Raw genomic sequence first — 21,860 nt, forward strand, 5'->3', positions numbered from 1 at the left:
GAGTTCTGCACTTTTTTTGCATCCCTAGAACGCTAGATGACAGGGTAATATTGCTCATATCTTGGATTAGTGAAGAAAGGCGGCCTTTTGCCGATTTTAGGCATTGTCCATGAATGGGCATTATCATTATATAAGACTATATCTTTTTCTGCTGATTGATTGATTAATAATAATTTCACCTCTCGGCTGAAATAATGCTGCATATAATTTCCTCCCCGGAAAGTAATTTTTCCATTCATATTATTCTGCTGCTTGAGATAGGATCCTGTTTTGTTGTGTATACCGGAACCATTAATAAGTCAGGTTGATTGGAGCGTAAGATGCAGGATTCCTGCTTATATGAGCGGCTCACTGCCACCCCTCGGAAAGCAGGCATGCTGGGCAGGAAATCAGCCACCTTGTTCAATAACAGCAGCGTTTATGAAAAATGCCTTGCAAAAGGATAAAAAACGCCTGAATTCTCATGTTCTCTCTAGTTAAAAATGAAAATATAATATATGCCTCAGTCACGCAAAACTCTCAGTCTGCATAGGGTATCCCAAATGGGCGTTAACCTGGAGGGATAGGATGTCTAGAGAAAATGATAAGGGAAATCATGGTTATCCCCTGTACCCTAACTACGGGAAAATAACCCGGTATGAAGATGTTGCGCTTACAGTACCGGAGCAGAGGCAGATGAGGCAGCCCGGAACTGAAGGTCTTATGGTGCCGAGGCCGATTATTGAAAACCCTAATTACGTTTCAGCCGGCAAACTGAAGGGAAGGGCTGCCCTGATCACGGGCGGCGACAGCGGAATTGGAGCCGCTGCAGCCATTGCTTTTGCAAAGGAGGGCTGTGATGTAGCCATTTCATATTTGGATGAACAGGAAGATGCGGACCGGACGAAAAACAGGATCGAAGAGCTGGGACAGAGGTGCTTGCTGCTGCCAGGGGACTTAAGGGAAAAAGAGCAATGCATCGGTATCGCGGAGAAAACCATGGAAGCATTCGGCAGGCTTGATGTCTTATGCAACCATGCGGGAATCCAGTTTCAGCAATCAAGCTTAACTGATATAACTGACGAGCAATTTGACGAAACATTCAAAGTGAATATTTATTCTCATTTTTATACAACAAGGGCAGCCCTGCCTTATATGAAGGCAGGTAGTTCCATCATAAATACTGCTTCAGTTGTCGCTTATTATGGCCATGAACAATTGATAGATTATACAGCGACTAAAGCAGCCATTGTCGGTTTTACCCGGTCATTGGCCAATAATTTAGTCAAAAAGGGCATCAGGGTAAATGCGGTAGCACCAGGCCGTATTTGGACGCCGCTGATACCTTCCAGTTTTTCTGCAGACCAAGTCCCGCTTGCGGGAAATCCGATGGACCGCCAAGGCCAGCCGTTTGAACTTGCGCCTACCTATGTGTATCTGGCCAGTGATGATTCGAGATTCGTTACAGGCCAGACTCTCCATGTGAATGGAGGGCAAGTGACATCCTCTTAACGGGCAGTTTGAATCAGCTTGCCGCCGGCCACGTGATGAGCCAGAGTTTTTTGTGAATGAATAGAGGGGTGTCAGCTATCCATGTTCATTCCTTTGCCAGCTGACAGACAATAGTAATCCTCTGCGCAATGACTGTTATCAGGCAAGGGGTAACTTATAGGGAATTCCGTGCCGGAAAAGCCAGATGGAAAGAATTTTCGCCAAAAGTTCTTTTCAAAGCGAATATTTGCTGATATAATCAACTACATTGTTAATCTATTCGAATAGTTTCACTCATATAATAGCAGGGATATGGCCTGCGAGTTTCTACCGGATTGCCGTAAATAATCCGACTATGGGTGGGTAATATCTCTGCAGCTAAAGCAGCCCTGATGGGGCATGCTGTTTTTAGAGCTCAAGAAGTATTGCGCCACTCACGCAGTGGTGCAAGTGCTTCTTGAGCTTTTTTTGCTATATGAGAAATTGAATTCATCACGGGAGGTCTTTTGCATGGAAGCACTAAGACAGAAAATCGAAAAAGAAGGACAGGCACTATCAGAAAATATACTTAAAGTCGATTCTTTTTTAAATCATCAAATGGATCCTGTGCTGATGAAGGAAATTGGACAGGAATTTGCCAGCAGGTTTCACGGACATGAGATCACAAAGGTGCTGACAATCGAATCTTCTGGAATTGGCCCTGGACTTATGGCCGCTTTGGAGCTTGGCGTCCCTATGATCTTTGCCAGGAAAAGAAAGTCCCTTACACTGACAGATGATCTTATTACAGCCAGTGTGCATTCTTATACAAAAAATGAAACCAATGATATTACCGTATCTTCAAAGTATATAAAGAGAAATGACAAGGTGCTCATCATCGATGACTTCCTGGCAAACGGACAGGCTGCGCTTGGTTTAATCGAAGTTTGTGAGAAAGCTGGCGCGATCGTTGCCGGTATTGGAATCGTAATTGAAAAATCCTTTCAAGATGGCGGGAAGCGTCTTAGAGAAGGGGGCTATCAGGTGGAATCACTGGCAAGGGTTGCACAATTAAATGTTGGGGAAATCTTATTTGAATCAGAAAAGGAGATGCATAAAGCATGATGAATCAAAAAATGAAAATCGCATCCCTTGGGCTTCAGCACGTTTTAGCGATGTATGCAGGTGCCGTCATCGTTCCCTTGATAGTCGGTGCAGCGCTAAAGCTTACGCCTGAGCAGCTCACATATCTTGTGTCAATTGATATTATGATGTGCGGGGCAGCTACACTTCTTCAAGTTATAAAAAACCGGTTCTTTGGAATTGGCCTGCCAGTTGTTCTCGGCTGTACATTTACTGCGGTGGGGCCGATCATTGCTATAGGAGGACAATATGGAATTAGTTCCGTTTATGGAGCCATCCTTGTTTCAGGAGCGTTTGTCTTTATAATAAGCAAGTTTTTTGGAAAGCTTGCCAGATTCTTTCCGCCGGTCGTCACAGGTTCAGTCGTGACAATCATCGGCATCACCTTGATTCCTGTTGCGATGAATAATGCGGCAGGCGGACAGGGTGCTCCTGATTTTGGTGCACTTGATAATATTGCCCTGGCTTTTTGCACATTGCTTTTTATCATTATTCTCTACAAATTCTTCACAGGATTCATTCGGTCGATTTCCATTTTGCTTGGTCTTGCAGCAGGTACTATTGCAGCCTTCTTTATGGGGAAAGTGGACTTCTCAGCTATAGGACAAGCATCTATCCTGCACTATCCTAAGCCATTTTACTTTGGAATGCCCACTTTTGATGCAACTGCTATCCTGACAATGATTTTAGTTGCGCTTGTTAGCCTAGTGGAATCCACAGGCGTATATTATGCAGTAGGCGATATATGCGGAAGTCAGGTCAAACAAGAAGATCTGGCAAAAGGATACCGGGCTGAAGGCCTTGCGATCATGCTTGGGGGATTGTTCAACGCATTTCCATATACGGCATATTCCCAAAATGTCGGATTGCTTCAGCTATCCGGTGTCCGAAGCAAAAATGTGATTTATACAATGGGAACAATGCTGATACTTATTGGCTTTGTACCGAAAATCGGAGCTCTGACAACCATCATCCCATCAGCAGTCCTGGGCGGTGCAATGATTGCCATGTTCGGAATGGTTGTGGCTTCAGGTATTAAAATGCTAAGTAAAATTGAATTTGCTTCACAGGAAAATCTATTGATTGTTGCATGTGCCATTGCTATGGGAATGGGTGTGACAGCTGTACCTGATTTATTCGCAAAGCTTCCAGAGAGCCTTAAAATCCTCACTGGCAACGGAATTGTTGCAGGAAGCCTGACTGCAATCCTGCTGAATATCATATTCAATATCGTTCCATCAAGGGTAAAATTGAAACAAATACAATTTGCAGAGCGCAAGGCTTCTTAATATCAAGCTCTATTTTAAAAAGATTCCCGCCTAACTAGATTAGGCAGGGATTTTTTTATGCACAGTTTTCGGAAATTTAGTGAAAAATTTACACAAAGTGGCAACGTCTATTAAAGTGCTGAATATAATAAAAGAATATCTAAGAAATGAGAGTGAAGAGTATGGAGAAAAAATACTGCAGGCACTGCAAAACGCTTTTGAACGATGAACAGTATTGCCATGTATGCGGCAAAGCAGATTTTCAGAAAATCATCATAGAAGTTCAAAATGGCTCCTCTTCTGCTAAGGAGATAGAATAGATAGGATAAAATAGGTGATTTCGTGTTAAATATGTCTTCTGGGTAATGTTTTGTGTACGTTATGGGGCAGTAAATGGTTAAATAGAGTATACACATTATTCCATAGGGAGGTTATTTAACATGCATGTTCCTTCATTTCGTTTAGATGGCAAAACGGCAGTTATTACAGGGGCCGGGAGAGGAATAGGAAAAGCCCTTGCAGCAGGATTTGCCCAGGCAGGTGCAGATGTAGCAATATTATCAAGAACGGAAGAAGACTTGTTAGATACAGCCGAATTAATCAGACAAGCTGGAAGGAAGGCGATACCTGTTGTAACAGATGTCACAGACCGCGGACAGGTACAGCATGCTTTTGAAAAAATATTGGAGTCAGTACCGAAGATAGATATACTTGTCAACAATGCAGGAATGAATATTCGTTCTAAAGCATTTGATGTAACAGATGATGAATGGCAGACGATCATGGACACAAACTTAAAATCTGCGTTCATGATGTCACAGGAAGCCGGCAAAATCATGAAACAGCAGGAAACCGGAGGAAGCATTCTCTCTATTGCTTCAGTAGGTGGCCATGTGGCATTGCGTACAGGCGTGGTTTATGCCGCAACTAAAGCAGCACTCATTCAAATGACAAAGGTGCTTGCCATGGAATGGGGAAGCGACCATATCCGTGTCAACAGCATAGGACCATGGTATTTTAAAACACCGCTTACTGAAAAGCTGTTAAGCGATAAGCAGTATGTAGAGGAAATTCTTGCTGTAACACCATTAAAAAGGATTGGAGAGCTTCCGGAATTAATCGGGCCTGCCGTGTTTTTCTCCAGTGATGCAGCAAGCTATATTACAGGACAGACATTATTTGTAGACGGCGGAATGACCATTCATGGTTTTTAACATATTATCTTTTAATAGAGACATATAAAAAAGAAGCTGTTCTGCTGCAGCTTCTTTTTTATAGGCTCTTAACTTTTGTATGATTAATGAGTTCTATAAGGCGATCTCAATATTAAAACGGGTTGATTGGTGCATGAGGTGCAAGACTCCTGGAGCGGATATCAACCACTTTGTGAACGGATTATGGAGTGTCAGGCCAGCTTGCCGAGGATGCTTCAGGCTGTTTCTTCTGTTTCTATAATCAGCACAATGTCAAGGCTGCCTGTTTGTTCAATACTGACAGGGAGAACAATTGCCTTTTCAAATCCATACATTTTTGTGGTCCCGATAAGGACTGTCGGAGGAGTAATATCCATTTCCATGCTGCTGGCTGCTGTATGTGTTGCTAAATTGCCAGCAATCATGTTGCCCAGCTCTGCGGAAAAGGATTCAAGCATTTCACCCTGAAGGGGCATGCCGAACATCAGCTCAGCAATTTTACTCATGATTTCCTCATTGGCTTCAATAATAAGTCTGCCTCGTACATCACCCGTCATTCCTATTAAAACACTTAAGGAAGCTTGTTCGAGCGGCTGTCTCAATAAAAAGGGATCTCCAAAAGAAATCCCTGCAGGAATCACCGATTTTACTGCTGAAATTGTCCCATTTAATACACTTGCTGCATGTGCTGTAACTGCCATCGAAATTCCCCCATTTATATATATAAATAATAATAGCAAAAAATAGAGGGTTTGGTCCTGTAAAACCAAAATATTTTGGAAGAAAAACATAAATATGGATAACGGCCCACGGGTTTTGGGCTGAAAGTATTGTTTTTTCATAACTTCAGAATTTTTGGGAATGGCTCTTTTCTTAAGGCTATTTTCGTAAGGAATGTTGCTTAGTATATAAAAGGTAAAAAATATCAATATTATTGAAAGCCAAGTGTAATTTCCCCTAAAAAACAGACGGGGAAGGTTTTTTAACAAAATAAATAGAGTTGAAAGGAAATAACTCCTCAGAAATCGTATATACAATATTAAAAAGGAGGAGTTAATTTGTACCAATATTACAATGACTTAGTTATAAGAGAAGGTACCGAGGGAGTTCCTGCTGAATATGTTGAAGCTCTGTTTGAAGATGCAGGTTGGGTAAGGAATACACCACCTTGGCAAAAAGAAAAATTTTCACTTATTTTTAAAAACTCAACGTGGGCATTTACTGTTTGGGATAATAACAAGATGATTGGCATGGTTAGAGTCCTATCAGATCAAATAATGGCCGCTAATATTATGGATTTAGTTGTACAATCAGAATATCGCAGAAAAGGCATTGGTAAAAAATTAGTGAAACTCTGTGTTCAAAAACTTCCCCACGGTGATTGGTTTGCACATACATCAGCTAACAATTTCAGTTTCTATGACAAATGCGGTTTTGAAGTTAAGGACCTAACTCAAAATGGTACTTGTGTTTATTATGGATATATACAAGCAAGGAAAGAAGGACATAGGTAAATGTTTTCAGCATTAAATTTATTCATTTTTTACACTAAAAATGAATGATAAATTCTTTTTTATTCTAGTAACTTAGTGGAGATCTCTTCAGTGAGGTCTATGTCCATTACAATCAAGAGCAACTAAGACACGATTTGCTCGTTTGTTATTCCCTTGTAGGTAGCAACACCTCCACTTTTTCGGGATTTTCTGTGAATAATCCCTTTCTTTCCCTTATCGCTTTCCAGGATGGAGGTTTCGTCACTTTCAATAATTTCTTTCAGGGCTTGATTACCTATCGAATGAATGGCATATAGAATTTTATGGCACCAATAGAAACCTTTGGAGATGTGAATTTTAAGCTTAACAGCAATTTTAGGCAGAGTATAACCTTTCACCATCATTTCAAAGTATTCGAACCATTTATGAGGGTATCGAGATCCTTAAAATGGCGTATTAGTCATATCATTGAATGACTTTCCACAATCTTTACAAGATAACGTTGGCTGGAACGGTAGTTAGCATTCTTCTTAACAGCGACTCTCCCTCAAAGAAGACAAGCTAAACCTTCAGAAAAACGAGTTTCGCGAATTTCTTTAAGCATTTTTGCGATATCGGCACGTTCTTCTATAATAAGAGTCTCCTCTATAGCTTTAAATAGGGGTATTTGTTCTTTATCTGATAAATCACCTGAAATCTTGATAAACGTGTCTCCACACCTTCTAAACGCCTCCCAAATAGCATTATATCTTCCATTTTATTTTGACCACTTTAGAGCAACAAACTTTACGAAAAGAGCCTTTCATAAAGATTATTATTGTTAATAAACTCTATAAGGCGCTCCATATGTTTAATTGGGTTGAATGGAGCTAGCATCCTGCAGCGGAAATCAGCTGCCTTGTTCTATAGCAGCGAACTCTACGAAAACAGCCTTGGAAGGAAATGTTTGAAGATGCACGAAAACGGCCATTATAAGGGAAGCTTTAAAATAATGCATAAAGGTGTGGAAATATGCCATATATTCTCTCTAGCGCACACAGTAATCTTCCAAACAGCATTGCACAGGATACCGTCATGGACTTTTCGCGCAGCATCTTTGGATCAGCATTTAAAGATATTGAGCGATTGCTGAAGGCATTCAAAAATGGAGAAATAGAAAACCGTTATTTTGCATGTGATTTGGATTGGTTCAACCGTGATCATACTTTTCAGGAAAAGAACGAGAAATATATTGAACTTGCTGCAGAATACGGAGCACAGGCTATTCAAAAGTGCCTGATCAATCCATTGTTTTTACGTGATGGGATTAATATAGAAGAAATTGATGCTTTTTTCTTTATATCCAGCACTGGCATTTCAACACCATCAGTAGATGCTATCATCATGAATATGCTTCCTTTTTCTCCTCACACAAAAAGAATACCCATCTGGGGACTAGGCTGTGCTGGAGGAGCATCCGGCCTATCCAGGGCATATGAATACTGCAAAGCTTTCCCTGAAGCAAAGGCATTGGTGCTGACAGTAGAGCTCTGCTCCCTGACTTTTCAAAAAAATGACGTTTCCAAAAGCAATTTGATCGGCACCTCTCTATTTGCCGATGGAACCGCATGTGCGCTGGTTTGCGGAGACGAATCAGGCGGGAGAGAGGTTTCCCTGCTTCCAGCTGTCCCAGAGATCCTTGGCACACAATCGACTTTAATGCCGCAATCATTGGATGTGATGGGCTGGGAAATGAAAAATGAGGGTCTTCATGTTGTTTTTTCAAGGGATATTCCTGCGATTATCAAAAATTGGCTAAAGCCTAATGTCGAAGAATTTTTATCCGGATCAAAAACAGAATTGCAGGATATCAGCCATTTTATTGCCCATCCTGGCGGTAAAAAAGTCATTTCAGCCTATAAAGAGTCATTGGATTTTACAGAAGAAATGACTGAAACCTCAATGGATATTTTAAAGAAGTTTGGCAATATGTCTTCTGCCACGATTCTTTACGTATTAGAAAAGTTTATGGAAAAGCAGATTCCAAAAGGAGAGAAAGGATTGGCAGCAGCACTTGGCCCTGGTTTTTCATCTGAACTTCTGCTTATGAGGTGGCAATGATGGTTTTTCTTATTTTTATCATTGTTGTCGGAGTGCAGAGGCTGGCGGAATTATTTATTGCCAAACGCAATGAGCAATGGATGAAAAGCCGCGGAGGAGTTGAATTTGGTGCTTCCCACTATCCCTGGATGGTTGCCATGCACATAGGTTTTTTTGCAGCTCTTATATTGGAAACCGTTTTTTTACGTAGAGGGGTATCGGAAGTGTGGCCATTATGGCTCGGCCTATTTTTCGCAGCCCAGGCAGGAAGGATTTGGGCACTGTCTTCCCTCGGGAAATTCTGGAACACTAAAATCATTGTGCTTCCGAATGCAAGGGTAGTTGCCAGAGGGCCGTACAAATGGATGAAACACCCTAATTATGTGATTGTAGCGACGGAAATTATCGTGATTTCTCTCTTGTTCAATGCCTATTTTACAGCCATTTTATTTACTGTGCTGAATTATTCTATGATGAGGGTGCGGATTCCGCTGGAGGAAAACGCATTAAAGTCTTTAACAGAATATGAAGCTGTATTCAAAAGCCCCAATAGATAAAACCGATGCAGGGCGCTGCCTCCTGCGGGTAAAGAAGGATAAAATCGGAGAGAAAACAATTACCCTGAAACTTCTTGAAATTGATATACTCCCGTGTTACACTTTAATTGAAGATGAAAATTATTCTCAATTAAACGTACAGTGTATCTTAAAAGGGATGGTGATTATGAATGATCTGGTTTTTCCTTCTATTGACTGTCATTACATATAGCATGGTTATGAAATATGTGCTCAAAAATATTCGGCACCAGAATAATATAATTGAACAAAACAGCAATGAAAATGAACAGTTTGCTGCTGCAGCAGCCAGGTGATAGCGCCTGGCTGTTTTTTTTGGTTATCCAGGCAGGCGCTAGATGAATTTTGCGTGACTGCATTTGTAAGCGTTAAACAAACGTTTTAAGCAACATGCAATTATAATATAGGAAAGACGTGTAAAATCGTTTACAATGTTAGTAAAAATAAAGATATTCAATTAAGGGGAATAGGTCATGACCGAAATATCGACGAAGATTAATGCTCCATTGCCGGTTTTGTCTGCACTATATGAAATGTTTGAAGAGGCAGGCGACTTTTCACAGGCTGAAAAAATGAAGCAGCTTTTGATTAAGATGTATAGAGGGGAATTTACGATTGCCTTTTGCGGCCACTTTTCGGCGGGCAAATCAACGATGATTAATTATCTCCTGAAGGATCAGATACTGCCTTCCAGTCCTATACCTACAAGTGCCAATACAGTTAAAGTCCAAAAAGGGGAGGATTTTGCGCTTGTCCGCTTTAAAAATGAAGAGCCGGTCCTTTTTCCCGCTCCATATGACATTAAAACAATAAAAAATTATGCGAAAAATGGAGACATCATCGAATCCATTACAATCAGTTCCCCAAGGTTCCCTCTTCCGGAAACCTGTGCCTTTATGGATACTCCGGGAATTGATTCTACTGATGATGCACATAGGGTTTCGACAGAATCTGCCCTGCATCTTGCTGATATGGTTTTTTATGTGATGGATTATAATCATGTCCAATCAGAGGTGAATTTCCTGTTCACCAAAGAATTAATTGATGGCGGAAAGCCTGTTTACCTGATCGTTAACCAAATCGATAAGCATGATGAAAAGGAGTTAAGCTTCAGCAGCTTTAAAAGCTCTGTTATCGAGGCATTTGCAAATTGGAACGTATATCCTGATGGTATTTTCTTTACTTCAGTCAGAGATATGGAGAACCCGGAAAATGAAATCGGGAAGATGCAGACATTCTTATTTGAACAGGCCAAGAAAAACTCTAAAGGAGCACCTGCTAATATGCAGGCTGCAAAAAGGCTGATTGCACATCACCAAACATGGCTTAAAGAAAAGCTCGAGGCTGAACAGTCAGAAAGCCTTACAAAGCTCGATGAACTGGATGAAGGAGCAAAGGAAAATCTCCTAAACCGCCTTACGGGTCTTTACAGAGAAATGGAAGAATTACGCACTGAAAAGGAACAACTGGAGAAATCCTTTTCAGACAGCCTGGATACCCTGCTGAATAATGCATATATCATGCCGTCCTGGACGAGGGAGCTTGCGGAGAAATATCTGGAATCCTCCATGCCTGACTTCAAAATGGGCCTTTTGTTTTCCAGGAAAAAAACGGAGGCAGAAAGAGAACTTAGGCTTCAGCGTTTTCTGTCCGATTTAAAAGAGAAAACAAAAACCCAGCTGGAATGGCACTTGAAAGAGCTTGCCTCCAAAACACTAAGGGAAAATCATATTCATAATGGGGAACTTGAAGAGGCCGCTCAAAAAATCCATATTGATGTTACGGAGGATATGCTTGCTTCCTTGACCAAATCACAGGTACACATTACCGGGGAATATGTGCTGAATTATACAAGCGGGGTGGCAGCTGCCATAAAAAAAGAAGCTAAACACGGTGCAGATCAATTTATGGAGAAGCTGCTGGAGGTTACTGAAGAAAGGATTGCCGGAAGGACCAGGGAAATTGAAGCTGAACTGGAAAATCACAAAGATTTTGAGAAAGCCATCCAAAGTGCTTCGGGTATCAGCACAAAGTTAGCAGAGCAGGAAGACGTGCTGATGAGCATACTTGATGGAAGAACGGAACCGGGTAATTCCGGCAGCCCGGAGCTGCTCGTTGAGGAATGGCTGAGAAAAGAGAAAGAGTCTATTAAAGTGAATAATGAGGGGAGCAGTGAAATAAAGCAGAGCGTGATAACAGCGCCGCCGGCTGAAAACAAGAGGAGAGAACTCCAGCATCCGGTGCATCCAGCAGAGAGCATGAGCGGCAAGGAAAAACTGGACAGCATGTCAAAGAAACTGAAAGCTGCAGCACAGTCCATCCAATCCTTAAAGGGCTTTCAATCGCTATATAGGGAGTTAACTGAAAAAGCATCACGTATGGAGGCACAAACGTTTACAGTGGCGCTTTTCGGGGCTTTCAGTGCAGGCAAGTCATCATTTGCCAATGCCTTGATGGGTGAAAGCGTTTTGCCTGTGTCTCCTAATCCGACAACCGCAGCCATCAGCAAAATCATGGCTTCTGATCATGAGCATAAGCATGGCACGGCCTCTGTCCGGCTTAAAACTCCTGTTATGCTTTTGGAGGATGTGAAGCTGGCATTATCTGTTTTTAACCATTATCCGAAAACACTGGAGGAAGCCTATCATTCTTCTAAAGAAATTGTGAGAGGTTCCGATCAGGCGGAAAAGGGGAAAACGCAGCTGTCTTTCCTAAAGGCTTTTTGCGAAGGCTATCAGGAAAATCGGGAAGTGCTGGGACAGATTCTTTTTGTAGATCTTGCAGGATTCAGGGAATTTGCTGCAAGGGAGGAAAAGTCCTGCCTTGTTGACATGATAGAGCTTTACTATGACTGCGGGCTGACGAAGCAGGGGATTGTCCTTGTTGATACTCCCGGAGCTGATTCTATCAATGCCAGGCACACAGGAGCCGCTTTCGAATATATTAAAAATTCTGATGCGATATTATTTATCACCTATTATAATCATCCATTTTCCAAGGCTGACAGGGAATTTCTTATACAGCTGGGCCGCGTGAAAGAATCGTTTGCCATGGATAAGATGTTTTTTCTTGTCAATGCCGCAGATCTTGCTGCAGAAAAGGAAGAACTGGAGGATGTTCTGGAATATGTACGCGGTGAGCTGAACGGATTTGGCATACGGTTTCCAAAGCTTATGCCTGTTTCGAGCAAAGGAGCCTTGAAAGAAAAACTGGGAAAAGAACCATTTTCTCATACATTTCTTCCAGACAGCGGGATCAAACATTTTCAGGCGCTATTTAATGATTTTATCGAAAATGAGCTGTCAGGCCTAGCCATCGAATCAGCAAAAAATGCCTTAAACAGGGCTGTTCTTCTTCTTCGGGAAGTAGTAAAAGCCTCGAAGCAGGACCACAACGCTAAAAAAGCTGCCGCTGATGCACTTGCTGGCCAATGGAAAGCAATAGACCGCTTATTCTTGGCGAATCAGGGAGTGACAGAGATTGAAAAGCTGAGAAAGGAAATTGAAGAGCTTGTATATTACAGCAGGCAGCGCGTTTTCTTAAGATTCAGCAGTTTCTTCAAGGAGTCCTTTAATCCTGCTGTTATTAAAGATGATGGCCAGGATCATAAGCTGGTTTTAAAAAATGCTTTAAAGGGGCTGCTTAAGGATCTTGGATTTGATCTGGCCCAGGAAATGCGTGCAACGGCATTGCGGACAGAAAATTACATGGTGAAGCTGGTGAAAGAAAGGCAAATGTCACTGGAGCAGCAGCTTGAGAAAATACGTCCCGGTTTGCAGCTTCAGACATATGAGCCAGCTAAACAGGCAACAGCTGAATTCTTGCCTGCCTTTTTAGATCTGGATGTGCAGCATTTTAAAAAAGAGCTTGCCCTCTTTAAAAATACAAAGTCCTTTTTTGAAAAAAATGAAAAAGTGAAGATGAATGACGCGCTTATGAAGGCTTTGGATGCACCTTCTGAGGCATATGCAAAAGAACAATCTGAGAGGATTTTCACTGAGTTTTCAAGGACTTTGAATACTGAACTTGAAGCACTATATATGGAGTGCCAAAAAGAACTAAAGGAAATATTTACGGGCTTGCTTGCTGCTTTAGAAGAAAAAGTAGATATCATTCAATACGAATTTAAGATTGAAAATATTCAGAGTATGCTTTCTTAATTCCTGTACAAAAAATCAAGCAACACTGAAAAGACAGTTATTAGATTTTTAGCATGAAATAAACGATGAATCTTTACTTTTTGATGGCTGCCGAAACTGCAGCCGTTTTTTTGCAGCCGTAATGAAAGATAAGGCTAAAAGAAGCTATTAAGTAAGACCAATCCATAACATAGAAACAGCTTACAAAGTCACTTCCGTTTTTAATGAAGGCTGTGTTCGCAAACTTTGTTGCTATGGAACTAGGGGTTGATTTCCGCTCCAGGATGCTTCGCTTTCCGCGGGGCGTGCGCTGAGCCTCCTCGACTTGCGTCTGCGGGGTCTCACCTGTCACGCTGATCCCGCAGGAGTCTCCGCACCTTCCGCTCCAATCAACATGCTATAACAATGGAATTGCCTCGAGAACGATTTTAGAAACAACAATCTTTAAGAATGAAAAAAGGGGCAAACACTTCATACATTTTGAATAATTAAAACAAAACACAAAAAAACCATTTTGGCCGATAACATTAGTGTAAAAAAGCGCTTTTCCGTTCTAGTAAAAGGGAAAGGCGCTGAAGACCGTTTTAATATTCTTCTCTGGCCATGGTCTGTAAGGCCAATTAATTTAGTTTAGCTGTTTTCGTATACTTGCTTGAATAATGGGGCTGATTTTCCTGGGTGCTCGCTTCCCGCGGGGCAGGCGGTGAGCCTCCCCATCTGCGCTTGCGGGGTCTCACCTTCCCGTTAATCCCGCTGGAGTCCCTCACCTTACAATCTAATCAACCAGGTTCAATAACGGGGACGCTTCAGAGAACATATTAAAAAACCACTTTCTATAAGAAAAGTGCCCTTATTTTTTAATCCGTTTTTCTTATATTGTGATCAACATTGATCATTTCTCGGCATTCAGGGCATCTTACTCTATTTCCTTCCATAACATCCATCGGCTCAGGTGAAGGAAACCAAGTTTTGCATTCTGAACACTGAATCTCTAAAGTAGTTGAATTGGTCATATTTTCACCCCTTTCTGTAAAGTATTTAGCCATAAATAACCAGGGATAAACCAGCTTTTATAAGTAAATAGAACCTCTGCTTCGGTCTGCCTGGAGTCTTTCAAAAGTTAATAAACCACAATCTTTAAGAAAAGAGCTTAAAATAGAGGCAATCTCCTATGAAGCAAAATACTGATAAAAAAGAACCATTTTGAAGAAGGGGAAATTGCTGATGATAGCGTTATTTCATCAGGTGAATTTGCAGTATGTACAATAACAGCAGGAAATGATCATGCTGATGTGGAAAATTGCTAGGTACAAGAATATTTTAGGAGGAGATTGAGCTGGGATATGTAATAAAAATAGCAGATGCGATTAAATTAATGGAGCAAAAACAAGCAAGATTTGCCGACTGCCGGTTTAAGCTTGGCGACCCTGCTTTTGGAATAGGGGAGTATAACAAAGATCATATACCGGGAGCTGTATACTTTGACCTTGAGCGGGATTTGTCTGGAAGAGTGAAAAAACATGGAGGAAGGCATCCTCTTCCAGATCCAATGGCAGTCAAGGATAAGCTTGAAGAGTACGGAATAAGCAATAGCACTCCTATCATTGCCTATGATTCTGGAGATGGCCAGTATGCAGCCCGTTTCGTTTATATCCTTTTATATTTAGGGCATAAGGAAGTATATCTGTTAAACGGAGGCTACCGGGAATGGAGAGCAAAAGGACAGCCTGCAGAAACAAACATCCCCGTTTACGGAAAATCTGTCTATAGTATTCATTTGAACCATGAAATTGCTGCAAGCTATGAAGAGGTGAAAGAAATAGCAGGGAAGGCAAGAGAGGATGTTATATTGCTTGATTCCCGTGAAGAAAGGCGTTTTCTAGGAATAGAAGAGCCGATTGATAAAAAAGCTGGAAGAATACCAGGAGCATTGAACGAAGTCTGGACACACTCCCTTGAAGACGGAAAATATCTTGAGCCCGATCAACAGAGAGACAGGTTCCGGAGCTATGATTCCAAAAAGCAAATTATTGTGTACTGCGGATCTGGTGTTACAGCTGCAGCCAATTTTATTGCTTTAAAGGAAGTGGGATTTGAAAATGTGAAGATATACACCGGCAGCTACAGCGATTGGATATCTTATGAAGATAATCCAGTTGAATGCGGCAGCGAATAAGCAGATTGGCACTGAGTACCGCTTAAATACATACATGAAATATGGTATAATCATGATATAGTATTTAATTTTAGAGGTGATTTTTTTGGATACAAACAGTATGAAACAGATGCCATCCTTTTTGCTGGTAGACGGGATGGCTCTTTTATTTAGAGCATTTTATGCCACTGCAGCTACAGGACAGTTTATGATTAATTCAAAGGGCATGCCGACAAATGCGGTTCAGGGTTTTTTAAAGCATATGCTTACAGCAGTTAACTACTTCTCTCCCACTCATATGGCTGTATGCTGGGACATGGGCAGTGCCACGTTCCGCAATGAGCTCTTTGAAGGATATAAAGCCAATCGCTCAAGCGCCCCTATTGAAATGGTTCCGCAGTTTGACCTCGTTAAGGAAGCTGTGGAAGCTTTTGATATTCCTAATATCGGGCTCCCGGGTTTTGAAGCGGATGATTGCATTGGAACCATTGCCAAAGCATCCAGCACAGCTTCTTCCGTGTCCATTCTCACAGGAGATCAGGACATGCTTCAGCTGATTGAAAATAATATCTCTGTCATTCTATTAAAGAAGGGGTTTGGCAATTATGAAGTGCACAATCCTGATACCTTTTATGAATGGAAGGGAATTACTCCAAGCCAGATGATTGACTTAAAAGCGCTAATGGGAGATACAGCCGATAATTATCCGGGTGTAAAGGGCATTGGCGAAAAAACCGCATTAAAACTGCTTATCCAATTTGGAAGCATTGAAGGAATACTAGAAAACCTGGATTCCCTGACTAAAACACAGAAAGCCAAGATTGAAAGTGCGGTTGATATGCTCCATCTTTCAAGACAGCTTGCAGAAATCAAATGTGATGTCCCCGTTTCATGTTCATTGGAAGAAGCTGCCTTTCAATATGACAGGGAAAAAGTAAAATATATGGCCCAGCATCATGAATTTAAAGGACTGCATCGCCTGCTTTAATAAAACCGTTCCCTAAGGTACCGACCCCCGAAAGTCAGATATTTCATTCTGACTTTTTGGGGCAGTCACCATCAGGAACGGTTTTATTTTAATCCTGCCAATAATTGTTTCTTTCGCATATTTTCTGCGGAAGGCCGGGATTTCCTCTTTGTTGAGCCAGGCTGGTCATTCCAAAAATGATTCGCTATTTTTTATTTATTTTCTTTTGTGCCTGTTCTAGCTTTGACTTAGGGCTGTTATCCCTGCCATCTTCAATATTATTTCCTTGCGGGCTGACACCGCTGAATGCTTTGGCACCGCGATTACTGTGTTTGCTCATCATTACACCTCCCAGCAATATGATTTCCATAACCTTTGCAGCTTATGTCGAATTACGGATAGTCAAATCAAAGGAAATAGGGTAAGATGTAGGATGAAAATGGAAAGTCGCAGAGAGGATGAGCCTGTGGAAAAGTCAGTTGAAGAATATGTGAAATTTCTCGAAGCTAAAGGTTTTGCATTTGGCGAGGATGCAATCGGCTTTATTTACTTCGGCAAGCGGTATACCAATGCAGAAGATTTTCTGGTGAATGCAGCGATTGAAGTAACCCTGAAAGCCCAAAAAACATTTGATGGAAGTTTTTATATATCACTCCTGGAAAATCTGAAGCAGCAGAAAATACATAGTCGTGCAGCTGCCGAAAGTTATGCGAGAAAGTGCGGCCTGCTGGCCTAAAAAATCCATATGCCCCAATAGACCATAAAAAAATGCTGATTTTTGAATCTGTTGGCAGATCTGCCTGCAAAAAAGCGGACTTATTCCATTTTTTGGGATAAGTCCGCTTTTCATATCATCATTCCTTTTTTACCCTGTTTTTAGACCGCCAGCTTCATTATTTTTTGCTACCTCAGTTTACGGAAATTGATCAGGGAGCTCGGAACTAGGACTTTCTCTTCTGAAGCCATCTTGAGGTATATTTAAAGAACATATCGAATTAGGAACGTTCTACGATTTAAATCGTTTTGAATAATAGTTATTTGAACATGCAATTGAGATTAATTGCTTTTATGTTAATACTTATCCTTATCCTTAAGCTCTTCAAAACAAAAGTTAAGTCTACGAGGTCAATTACCCGCACTACCCATTAACTTTTGCACGTTGAGGTAATATTCGCATCATTAGAACCAATTATTTGAATAAATGACTCTCTATTATAAAACTAAAGCCATAGTGAGGGTCTTGAATTTCCAAACATTAGGTAAATATTTTACGCAATATCACTAGGTTGATTGGAACAGAAGGTGCGGAGACTCCTGCGGGATCAGCGAGTCAGGTGAGACCCCGCAGACGCCAGCGTCGAGGAGGCTCACCGCACGCCCCGCGGAAAGCGGAGCATCCTGGAGTGGAAATCAACCGGTTAGCAAAGTCTATCCTTTAAAGAATTTTTCAGTGGCTTGGTTATAATCCAGCGTCAGCGCCTAGTTTGCTGAGTCCTGCAGGATGGAGAGTATTTAGCCTCGATCCTTAAAAGATGCTTAGGCTTCAGAATACAAAGGCCGCCTTACCAAATTCCTATGTTCTATTTGCTTCAAAAAGCTGAGCTCATAAGGTGCTTCTGTTTTTCATACCGCTTTTGAGGCTGGGGTTTTGGCAGGGAGTTCTGCAGCGACCATTCCCAGCAGGATAAGGATGCAGCCAAGAAGGGAAATGACGGTTAACTTTTCTCCTGTCACAATGAAGGATGTGGCTGCTGCAAAGACTGGTTCCATGGCAAAGATAAGTGCCACACGAGTTGGAGATGTATAGGCCTGGAAATATGTCTGTGCAAAAAAAGCAAATGCAGTGGCAAGTATCGCGCAAACCATCAATGCCGTCCATACCTCTGTTTTTAAGAAAATAGCCGGATTTAAGGCATGTGATGATCCTTTAAACATCAGGCTGGATAGCGCTGACAGAAACGCCGTTGTTAATACTTGTATCATTGTTAGCGGAAGCGCCGGATGAAGTCTGGCATATTTGGCTGTCGCAATGATTTGCATGGCGAAGCTTACTGCACAGAGAAAAACCAGGAAATCTCCAGCATTAAAGGATGATTGTCCTGAAGCGGTCATTAAATATAGCCCTGCTGCGGCTGAAACAGCACCGATAACTGTATTTCTGGAGAGCCTTTGCTTTAGCAGCAAAAGAGAAAATACCGGCACCATGATAACGCTAAGCCCTGTAAGAAACCCTGCTTTTGATGGTGTTGTATAAAGCAGGCCATATGTTTGCAATGCGTAACCTAAAAAAAGCCAGATGCCTATTTTGCTGCCTGAGAAGAATAATGATTTTGTCCAGACTGCAGGCCGTTTTCTATACAGCGCAAGATAGCTTATTAGGAGGATGATAAAAGCCGCAAAAAAACGGATGCTGTTAAAAGTGAAAGGATCCAAAAAAGAAATGGCGTTTTGGACCATAACAAAAGTGGCGCCCCAAACAAGCACAACAAATAATAAGACCATATCTGCAAGCGTGTTTTTATTCATTTAACTATCCCTCGGATTAAGGCGGATGGCTCTTCTTGCAAGTTCATCAGCAGATTTATTTTCTATGCTTGGTATCCATTTTATAAAAAATAAATCCAGCTCCCTGGTAAATTTCAAAGCTTCCTCCAGCAGTGGCGCATATCGTTTGTTTTTTGCAAATTCCTTTTCCATCGCGCTGTTAATTAGTTGCGAATCAGTCCGGAACGAAACAGTGCGGTATCCATTTGAACAGCAGATTTTTAAGCCCTCTATAAGTGCATGGTACTCTGCCTCGTGATTTTCCATTTCGCCAAGCGGAATGGCATGCCTTTCAATTGTTCCGTTATTATTTATAAAGATTCCGGCGCCGCTTGGGCCCGGGTTGCCAGCGCTTGCTCCGTCTATGTATACTTCTATCATGCTTTTCTCCTTCCTTAATCCACTAGTAAGCCTTCTTTTTTGATTATATTGTTGGAAAGAATCCATATAACTATGAGAAAATAAAGTGAATCATCCGTAGCTGCGTTTTGCCAGTTATGGTAAACTTACATGCCATTAAAAACAGCTCCATAAGAGGATTGCAGTTCCACATGTAAATTATAGACTTTAATCTGCAAAATGTGGATAAAATATAAAAAGTTTATAAATCCGGCTTTAGAGGAATCACATTCCAAAACGGGCATTTCATCCATAAAGGGAAATGGAGATGAAAAATCATGAAGGTCATTATGCAATGGACTTACGGTGCGGCAAAAAAGCCATCCGCCACATTTACTTCAGACTGGGTGGATGCAAAGCAGGCTTTAATAATCGCGATGGATCTTGAAAAATCCGGCAGGCTGAAGCATATCGAGTTCCAGGATGAAATCGGGACGGTATGGACCAGGAAAGAACTTACAAAGCTTCTTGAAGAAACAGCCGCAGAGCCGCAGGATGCGACGGTTTATTTTGATGGAGGATTTCAAAAAGAGAATGGGTTATCCGGAATCGGTGTGGTGATATATTATACACAAGGAAAAAAAGAAATGAGGCTCCGTTCAAACCGTCTTTTTCATGAACTGCAATCCAACAATGAAGCCGAATCGGCAGCGCTGATGGAAGCCGTTAACATGCTTGAGGAGCTTGGTGTGCACCATCAGAAGTGCACCATTAAAGGGGACTCCCAGGTAGTAATCAATCAGCTAAAAGGAGAATGGCCTTGCTTTGATGATGTTATAGGCAAGTGGTTTGACAGAATTGAAGATAAATTAAACAAGCTCGGCATTAAGCCAGAGTATGAACATATTCCAAGAAAAGAAAATCATGAGGCTGATAAACTTGCAACTCTTGCACTTAAAGGAGAGAGCATTAGTTCCAGGCTAGCTTTATAATATGGCTCTGTTAAAGCAAAGTAAAAGCTGATTGTATCATGGAGCAGAAGGAAAGGTGTGAAGCGCGAATATGAGCGCTTTAAAATCAGCATGCAAAACAGAGCCTAAAATAAAAAGGAGAAGCGGTATGGATAGAAAAAAAGTGTTTGACGATGTGGATGAAATCCTTGTTTCATACTGCAAGGATTGTTTTGTATATAAACAGTTCAGAAAAGATAAAGGCAGGGGCTATGCCCATAAATTCTGCATTTCACAATGCACGGTAGGAGAACAACTTCAAAAGGCAGGAAGCAGGCTGAAAAATAATCTTTAATCTGTACAGCTTCCTTTAATTTTCCTTACAATAAATAATAAAATTTGTTATTATTGTAAAAAAAGAGAATTATATGGAAAAGGGTTGGGAATGAAGATGGCATCCGAATTTAACCGAATGAATCCGCCTCTTACTATACCGGATATTGATACAATGATTCTGCAGCTTAAGAAAAATAAAGAGTACAGGTATGATCCATTATTGGATACTAAAATGGATAAAAGAAATGTGAAAGAGAAAATTGCAGAAATATCAATGGAAATTGAAACAGCTTCAAAGCAGATCAGTGAAATTTTTCATTATGTACAGCGTACAGAAACTGTTCCTCTGCAGGAAATAAACCATGCCATCATTCCTACCATTACTAAAGCAGCAGAAATTCCGCATATTTATTACCTTTTCAAGGAGATGCTGGAGAAGGATGAATACACTTACAGGCATAATATTTGTGTAGGCATCATTTCAACCTATATTGGAAAATGGCTGGGACTAACAGGAGAAGCACTGACAGAACTTACGCTTGCTTCTACCCTGCATGATATCGGTAAAACCAAGATTAAAAGCCATATCCTTCATAAACCAGGCAAACTTTCCGAAAAAGAATACGAAGAAGTAAAGCTTCATACCGTCTACGGGTATGAGCTGCTTAAAAAGGTCCCAGAACTCCCGCCATCGATACCTCTTACGGCTTTATCGCACCATGAAAGGGAAAACGGGGAAGGGTATCCATTCCGGCTAAAAGGAAAAAATACAAACTATTTTGCCAAGATCGTTGCAGTGGCTGATGTGTTTCATGCGATGTCTTCTGACCGTGTATATCATGAAGCCATTCCTTTTTATCATGTTATCAGGCAAATGAATGAGGATGCGTTCGGTAAGTTCGATCCGTCCATCCTCCTTGTATTTTTGAATAAAATCATGGAATCTCTTGTAGGAAAGCAAGTCATGCTAAGCAATAAGATCCAGGGGCAGATTATTATGATCAATCCTTATGATCCCATTCATTCCCTGGTAAAATCCGGCGAAGAAATCATTGACCTGAATAAGGAGAGGGAAATTAAGATTGAAAGGGTACTGAGTGAATAATGCCTAAAGAAAAGCCAGAATCCGGCAAACTGAACTGTAACCCGAATAATGGACACTTATAAAAAAGTCCCTTATTCGGGTTTTTTGTGTTCTTTTGCAATAAACCCGTTATAATCAAATCAAAT

At 41.2% G+C, this 21,860-nt stretch carries 22 protein-coding genes, 1 pseudogene and 1 riboswitch; of the genes and pseudogenes, 16 read left to right on the forward strand and 7 right to left on the reverse strand.

Features of this window, described 5'->3' with window-relative positions; all coding sequences use genetic code 11:
* Positions 1 to 32 precede the first annotated feature (32 nt).
* Positions 33 to 179: a hypothetical protein gene (locus BM126_RS22325; protein ID WP_177201355.1), complete on the reverse strand. Its 147-nt coding sequence runs from the start codon at positions 177 to 179 to the stop codon at positions 33 to 35.
* Between the two features lie 388 nt (positions 180 to 567).
* On the opposite strand from BM126_RS22325, the gene BM126_RS10195 reads away from it, so the two are divergent.
* From BM126_RS10195 to BM126_RS10210, 5 genes are all read left to right on the forward strand, one after another.
* Positions 568 to 1,491 (forward strand): SDR family oxidoreductase, encoded by a 924-nt coding sequence (locus BM126_RS10195; protein ID WP_090989379.1) that lies wholly within the window; start codon positions 568 to 570, stop codon positions 1,489 to 1,491.
* A 253-nt stretch (positions 1,492 to 1,744) separates the two neighbouring features.
* A riboswitch (purine riboswitch) is annotated at positions 1,745 to 1,846 on the forward strand.
* Positions 1,847 to 1,980: 134 nt separating this feature from the next.
* Positions 1,981 to 2,574 (forward strand): xanthine phosphoribosyltransferase, encoded by a 594-nt coding sequence (locus tag BM126_RS10200; RefSeq protein ID WP_090989380.1) that lies wholly within the window; start codon positions 1,981 to 1,983, stop codon positions 2,572 to 2,574.
* Positions 2,571 to 3,881: a nucleobase:cation symporter-2 family protein gene (locus tag BM126_RS10205; protein WP_256213048.1), complete on the forward strand. Its 1,311-nt coding sequence runs from the start codon at positions 2,571 to 2,573 to the stop codon at positions 3,879 to 3,881. Before BM126_RS10200 ends, BM126_RS10205 begins: the two co-directional genes overlap by 4 nt.
* A gap of 146 nt (positions 3,882 to 4,027) precedes the next feature.
* A complete protein-coding gene (locus BM126_RS22330) occupies positions 4,028 to 4,180 on the forward strand; it encodes a hypothetical protein (RefSeq protein WP_177201356.1) in 153 nt (50 codons plus the stop codon).
* A 120-nt stretch (positions 4,181 to 4,300) separates the two neighbouring features.
* Positions 4,301 to 5,074, forward strand: coding sequence for an SDR family NAD(P)-dependent oxidoreductase (locus BM126_RS10210; protein WP_090989381.1), 774 nt, complete (start codon positions 4,301 to 4,303; stop codon positions 5,072 to 5,074).
* Between the two features lie 215 nt (positions 5,075 to 5,289).
* Here BM126_RS10210 and BM126_RS10215 read toward each other — a convergent pair whose 3' ends face one another.
* A complete protein-coding gene (locus BM126_RS10215; protein WP_090989432.1) occupies positions 5,290 to 5,754 on the reverse strand; it encodes a chemotaxis protein CheX in 465 nt (154 codons plus the stop codon).
* A gap of 357 nt (positions 5,755 to 6,111) precedes the next feature.
* Here BM126_RS10215 and BM126_RS10220 point away from each other — a divergent pair, with 357 nt between their 5' ends.
* Positions 6,112 to 6,567: a GNAT family N-acetyltransferase gene (locus BM126_RS10220; RefSeq protein ID WP_090989382.1), complete on the forward strand. Its 456-nt coding sequence runs from the start codon at positions 6,112 to 6,114 to the stop codon at positions 6,565 to 6,567.
* A gap of 102 nt (positions 6,568 to 6,669) precedes the next feature.
* Here BM126_RS10220 and BM126_RS22825 read toward each other — a convergent pair.
* Positions 6,670 to 7,265 (reverse strand): annotated as a pseudogene (locus tag BM126_RS22825) (IS1595 family transposase); the annotation flags it as partial.
* A gap of 292 nt (positions 7,266 to 7,557) precedes the next feature.
* Here BM126_RS22825 and BM126_RS10230 point away from each other — a divergent pair.
* The 4 genes from BM126_RS10230 to BM126_RS10240 all read left to right on the forward strand — a co-directional run bounded on the left by BM126_RS10230 (position 7,558) and on the right by BM126_RS10240 (position 13,360).
* Complete coding sequence (locus BM126_RS10230) at positions 7,558 to 8,646, forward strand: type III polyketide synthase (protein ID WP_090989384.1); 1,089 nt, start codon at positions 7,558 to 7,560, stop codon at positions 8,644 to 8,646.
* Complete coding sequence (locus tag BM126_RS10235; protein WP_090989385.1) at positions 8,646 to 9,182, forward strand: isoprenylcysteine carboxyl methyltransferase family protein; 537 nt, start codon at positions 8,646 to 8,648, stop codon at positions 9,180 to 9,182. Before BM126_RS10230 ends, BM126_RS10235 begins: the two co-directional genes overlap by 1 nt.
* A gap of 170 nt (positions 9,183 to 9,352) precedes the next feature.
* Positions 9,353 to 9,496, forward strand: coding sequence for a hypothetical protein (locus tag BM126_RS22335; RefSeq protein WP_177201386.1), 144 nt, complete (start codon positions 9,353 to 9,355; stop codon positions 9,494 to 9,496).
* Between the two features lie 177 nt (positions 9,497 to 9,673).
* Positions 9,674 to 13,360, forward strand: coding sequence for a dynamin family protein (locus BM126_RS10240; protein WP_090989386.1), 3,687 nt, complete (start codon positions 9,674 to 9,676; stop codon positions 13,358 to 13,360).
* Positions 13,361 to 14,196: 836 nt separating this feature from the next.
* Here BM126_RS10240 and BM126_RS22340 read toward each other — a convergent pair.
* Positions 14,197 to 14,385: a hypothetical protein gene (locus BM126_RS22340; protein ID WP_177201387.1), complete on the reverse strand. Its 189-nt coding sequence runs from the start codon at positions 14,383 to 14,385 to the stop codon at positions 14,197 to 14,199.
* Positions 14,386 to 14,693: 308 nt separating this feature from the next.
* Here BM126_RS22340 and BM126_RS10250 point away from each other — a divergent pair, with 308 nt between their 5' ends.
* On the forward strand, positions 14,694 to 15,515 hold the full coding sequence (locus tag BM126_RS10250) for a sulfurtransferase (protein WP_371261436.1): 822 nt from the start codon (positions 14,694 to 14,696) through the stop codon (positions 15,513 to 15,515).
* Positions 15,516 to 15,615: 100 nt separating this feature from the next.
* Positions 15,616 to 16,482, forward strand: a complete 867-nt coding sequence (locus tag BM126_RS10255; protein ID WP_090989433.1) for a 5'-3' exonuclease — start codon at positions 15,616 to 15,618, stop codon at positions 16,480 to 16,482.
* Positions 16,483 to 16,666: 184 nt separating this feature from the next.
* On the opposite strand, the gene BM126_RS21905 is transcribed toward BM126_RS10255, so the two are convergent.
* Positions 16,667 to 16,801, reverse strand: a complete 135-nt coding sequence (locus BM126_RS21905; RefSeq protein WP_139194342.1) for a small, acid-soluble spore protein L — start codon at positions 16,799 to 16,801, stop codon at positions 16,667 to 16,669.
* Between the two features lie 99 nt (positions 16,802 to 16,900).
* Between BM126_RS21905 and BM126_RS10260 the strand changes: the two genes are divergently transcribed.
* A complete protein-coding gene (locus tag BM126_RS10260) occupies positions 16,901 to 17,197 on the forward strand; it encodes a DUF6123 family protein (RefSeq protein WP_071351255.1) in 297 nt (98 codons plus the stop codon).
* Between the two features lie 887 nt (positions 17,198 to 18,084).
* Here BM126_RS10260 and BM126_RS10265 read toward each other — a convergent pair.
* Both BM126_RS10265 and BM126_RS10270 read right to left on the reverse strand, forming a co-directional pair.
* On the reverse strand, positions 18,085 to 18,987 hold the full coding sequence (locus tag BM126_RS10265) for a DMT family transporter (RefSeq protein WP_090989389.1): 903 nt from the start codon (positions 18,985 to 18,987) through the stop codon (positions 18,085 to 18,087).
* Positions 18,988 to 19,386, reverse strand: coding sequence for a reverse transcriptase-like protein (locus BM126_RS10270; protein ID WP_090989390.1), 399 nt, complete (start codon positions 19,384 to 19,386; stop codon positions 18,988 to 18,990).
* 296 nt (positions 19,387 to 19,682) lie between these two features.
* Between BM126_RS10270 and BM126_RS10275 the strand changes: the two genes are divergently transcribed.
* The 3 genes from BM126_RS10275 to BM126_RS10285 all read left to right on the forward strand — a co-directional run bounded on the left by BM126_RS10275 (position 19,683) and on the right by BM126_RS10285 (position 21,735).
* Positions 19,683 to 20,336, forward strand: a complete 654-nt coding sequence (locus BM126_RS10275) for a reverse transcriptase-like protein (protein ID WP_071353400.1) — start codon at positions 19,683 to 19,685, stop codon at positions 20,334 to 20,336.
* Positions 20,337 to 20,463: 127 nt separating this feature from the next.
* Positions 20,464 to 20,649, forward strand: a complete 186-nt coding sequence (locus tag BM126_RS10280; protein ID WP_090989434.1) for a zinc-finger domain-containing protein — start codon at positions 20,464 to 20,466, stop codon at positions 20,647 to 20,649.
* Positions 20,650 to 20,739: 90 nt separating this feature from the next.
* Positions 20,740 to 21,735, forward strand: a complete 996-nt coding sequence (locus BM126_RS10285) for an HD-GYP domain-containing protein (RefSeq protein ID WP_090989391.1) — start codon at positions 20,740 to 20,742, stop codon at positions 21,733 to 21,735.
* Positions 21,736 to 21,860: the final 125 nt, after the last annotated feature.

Source organism: Bacillus sp. OV322 (assembly GCF_900112495.1).
GTDB lineage: Bacteria > Bacillota > Bacilli > Bacillales > DSM-1321 > Peribacillus.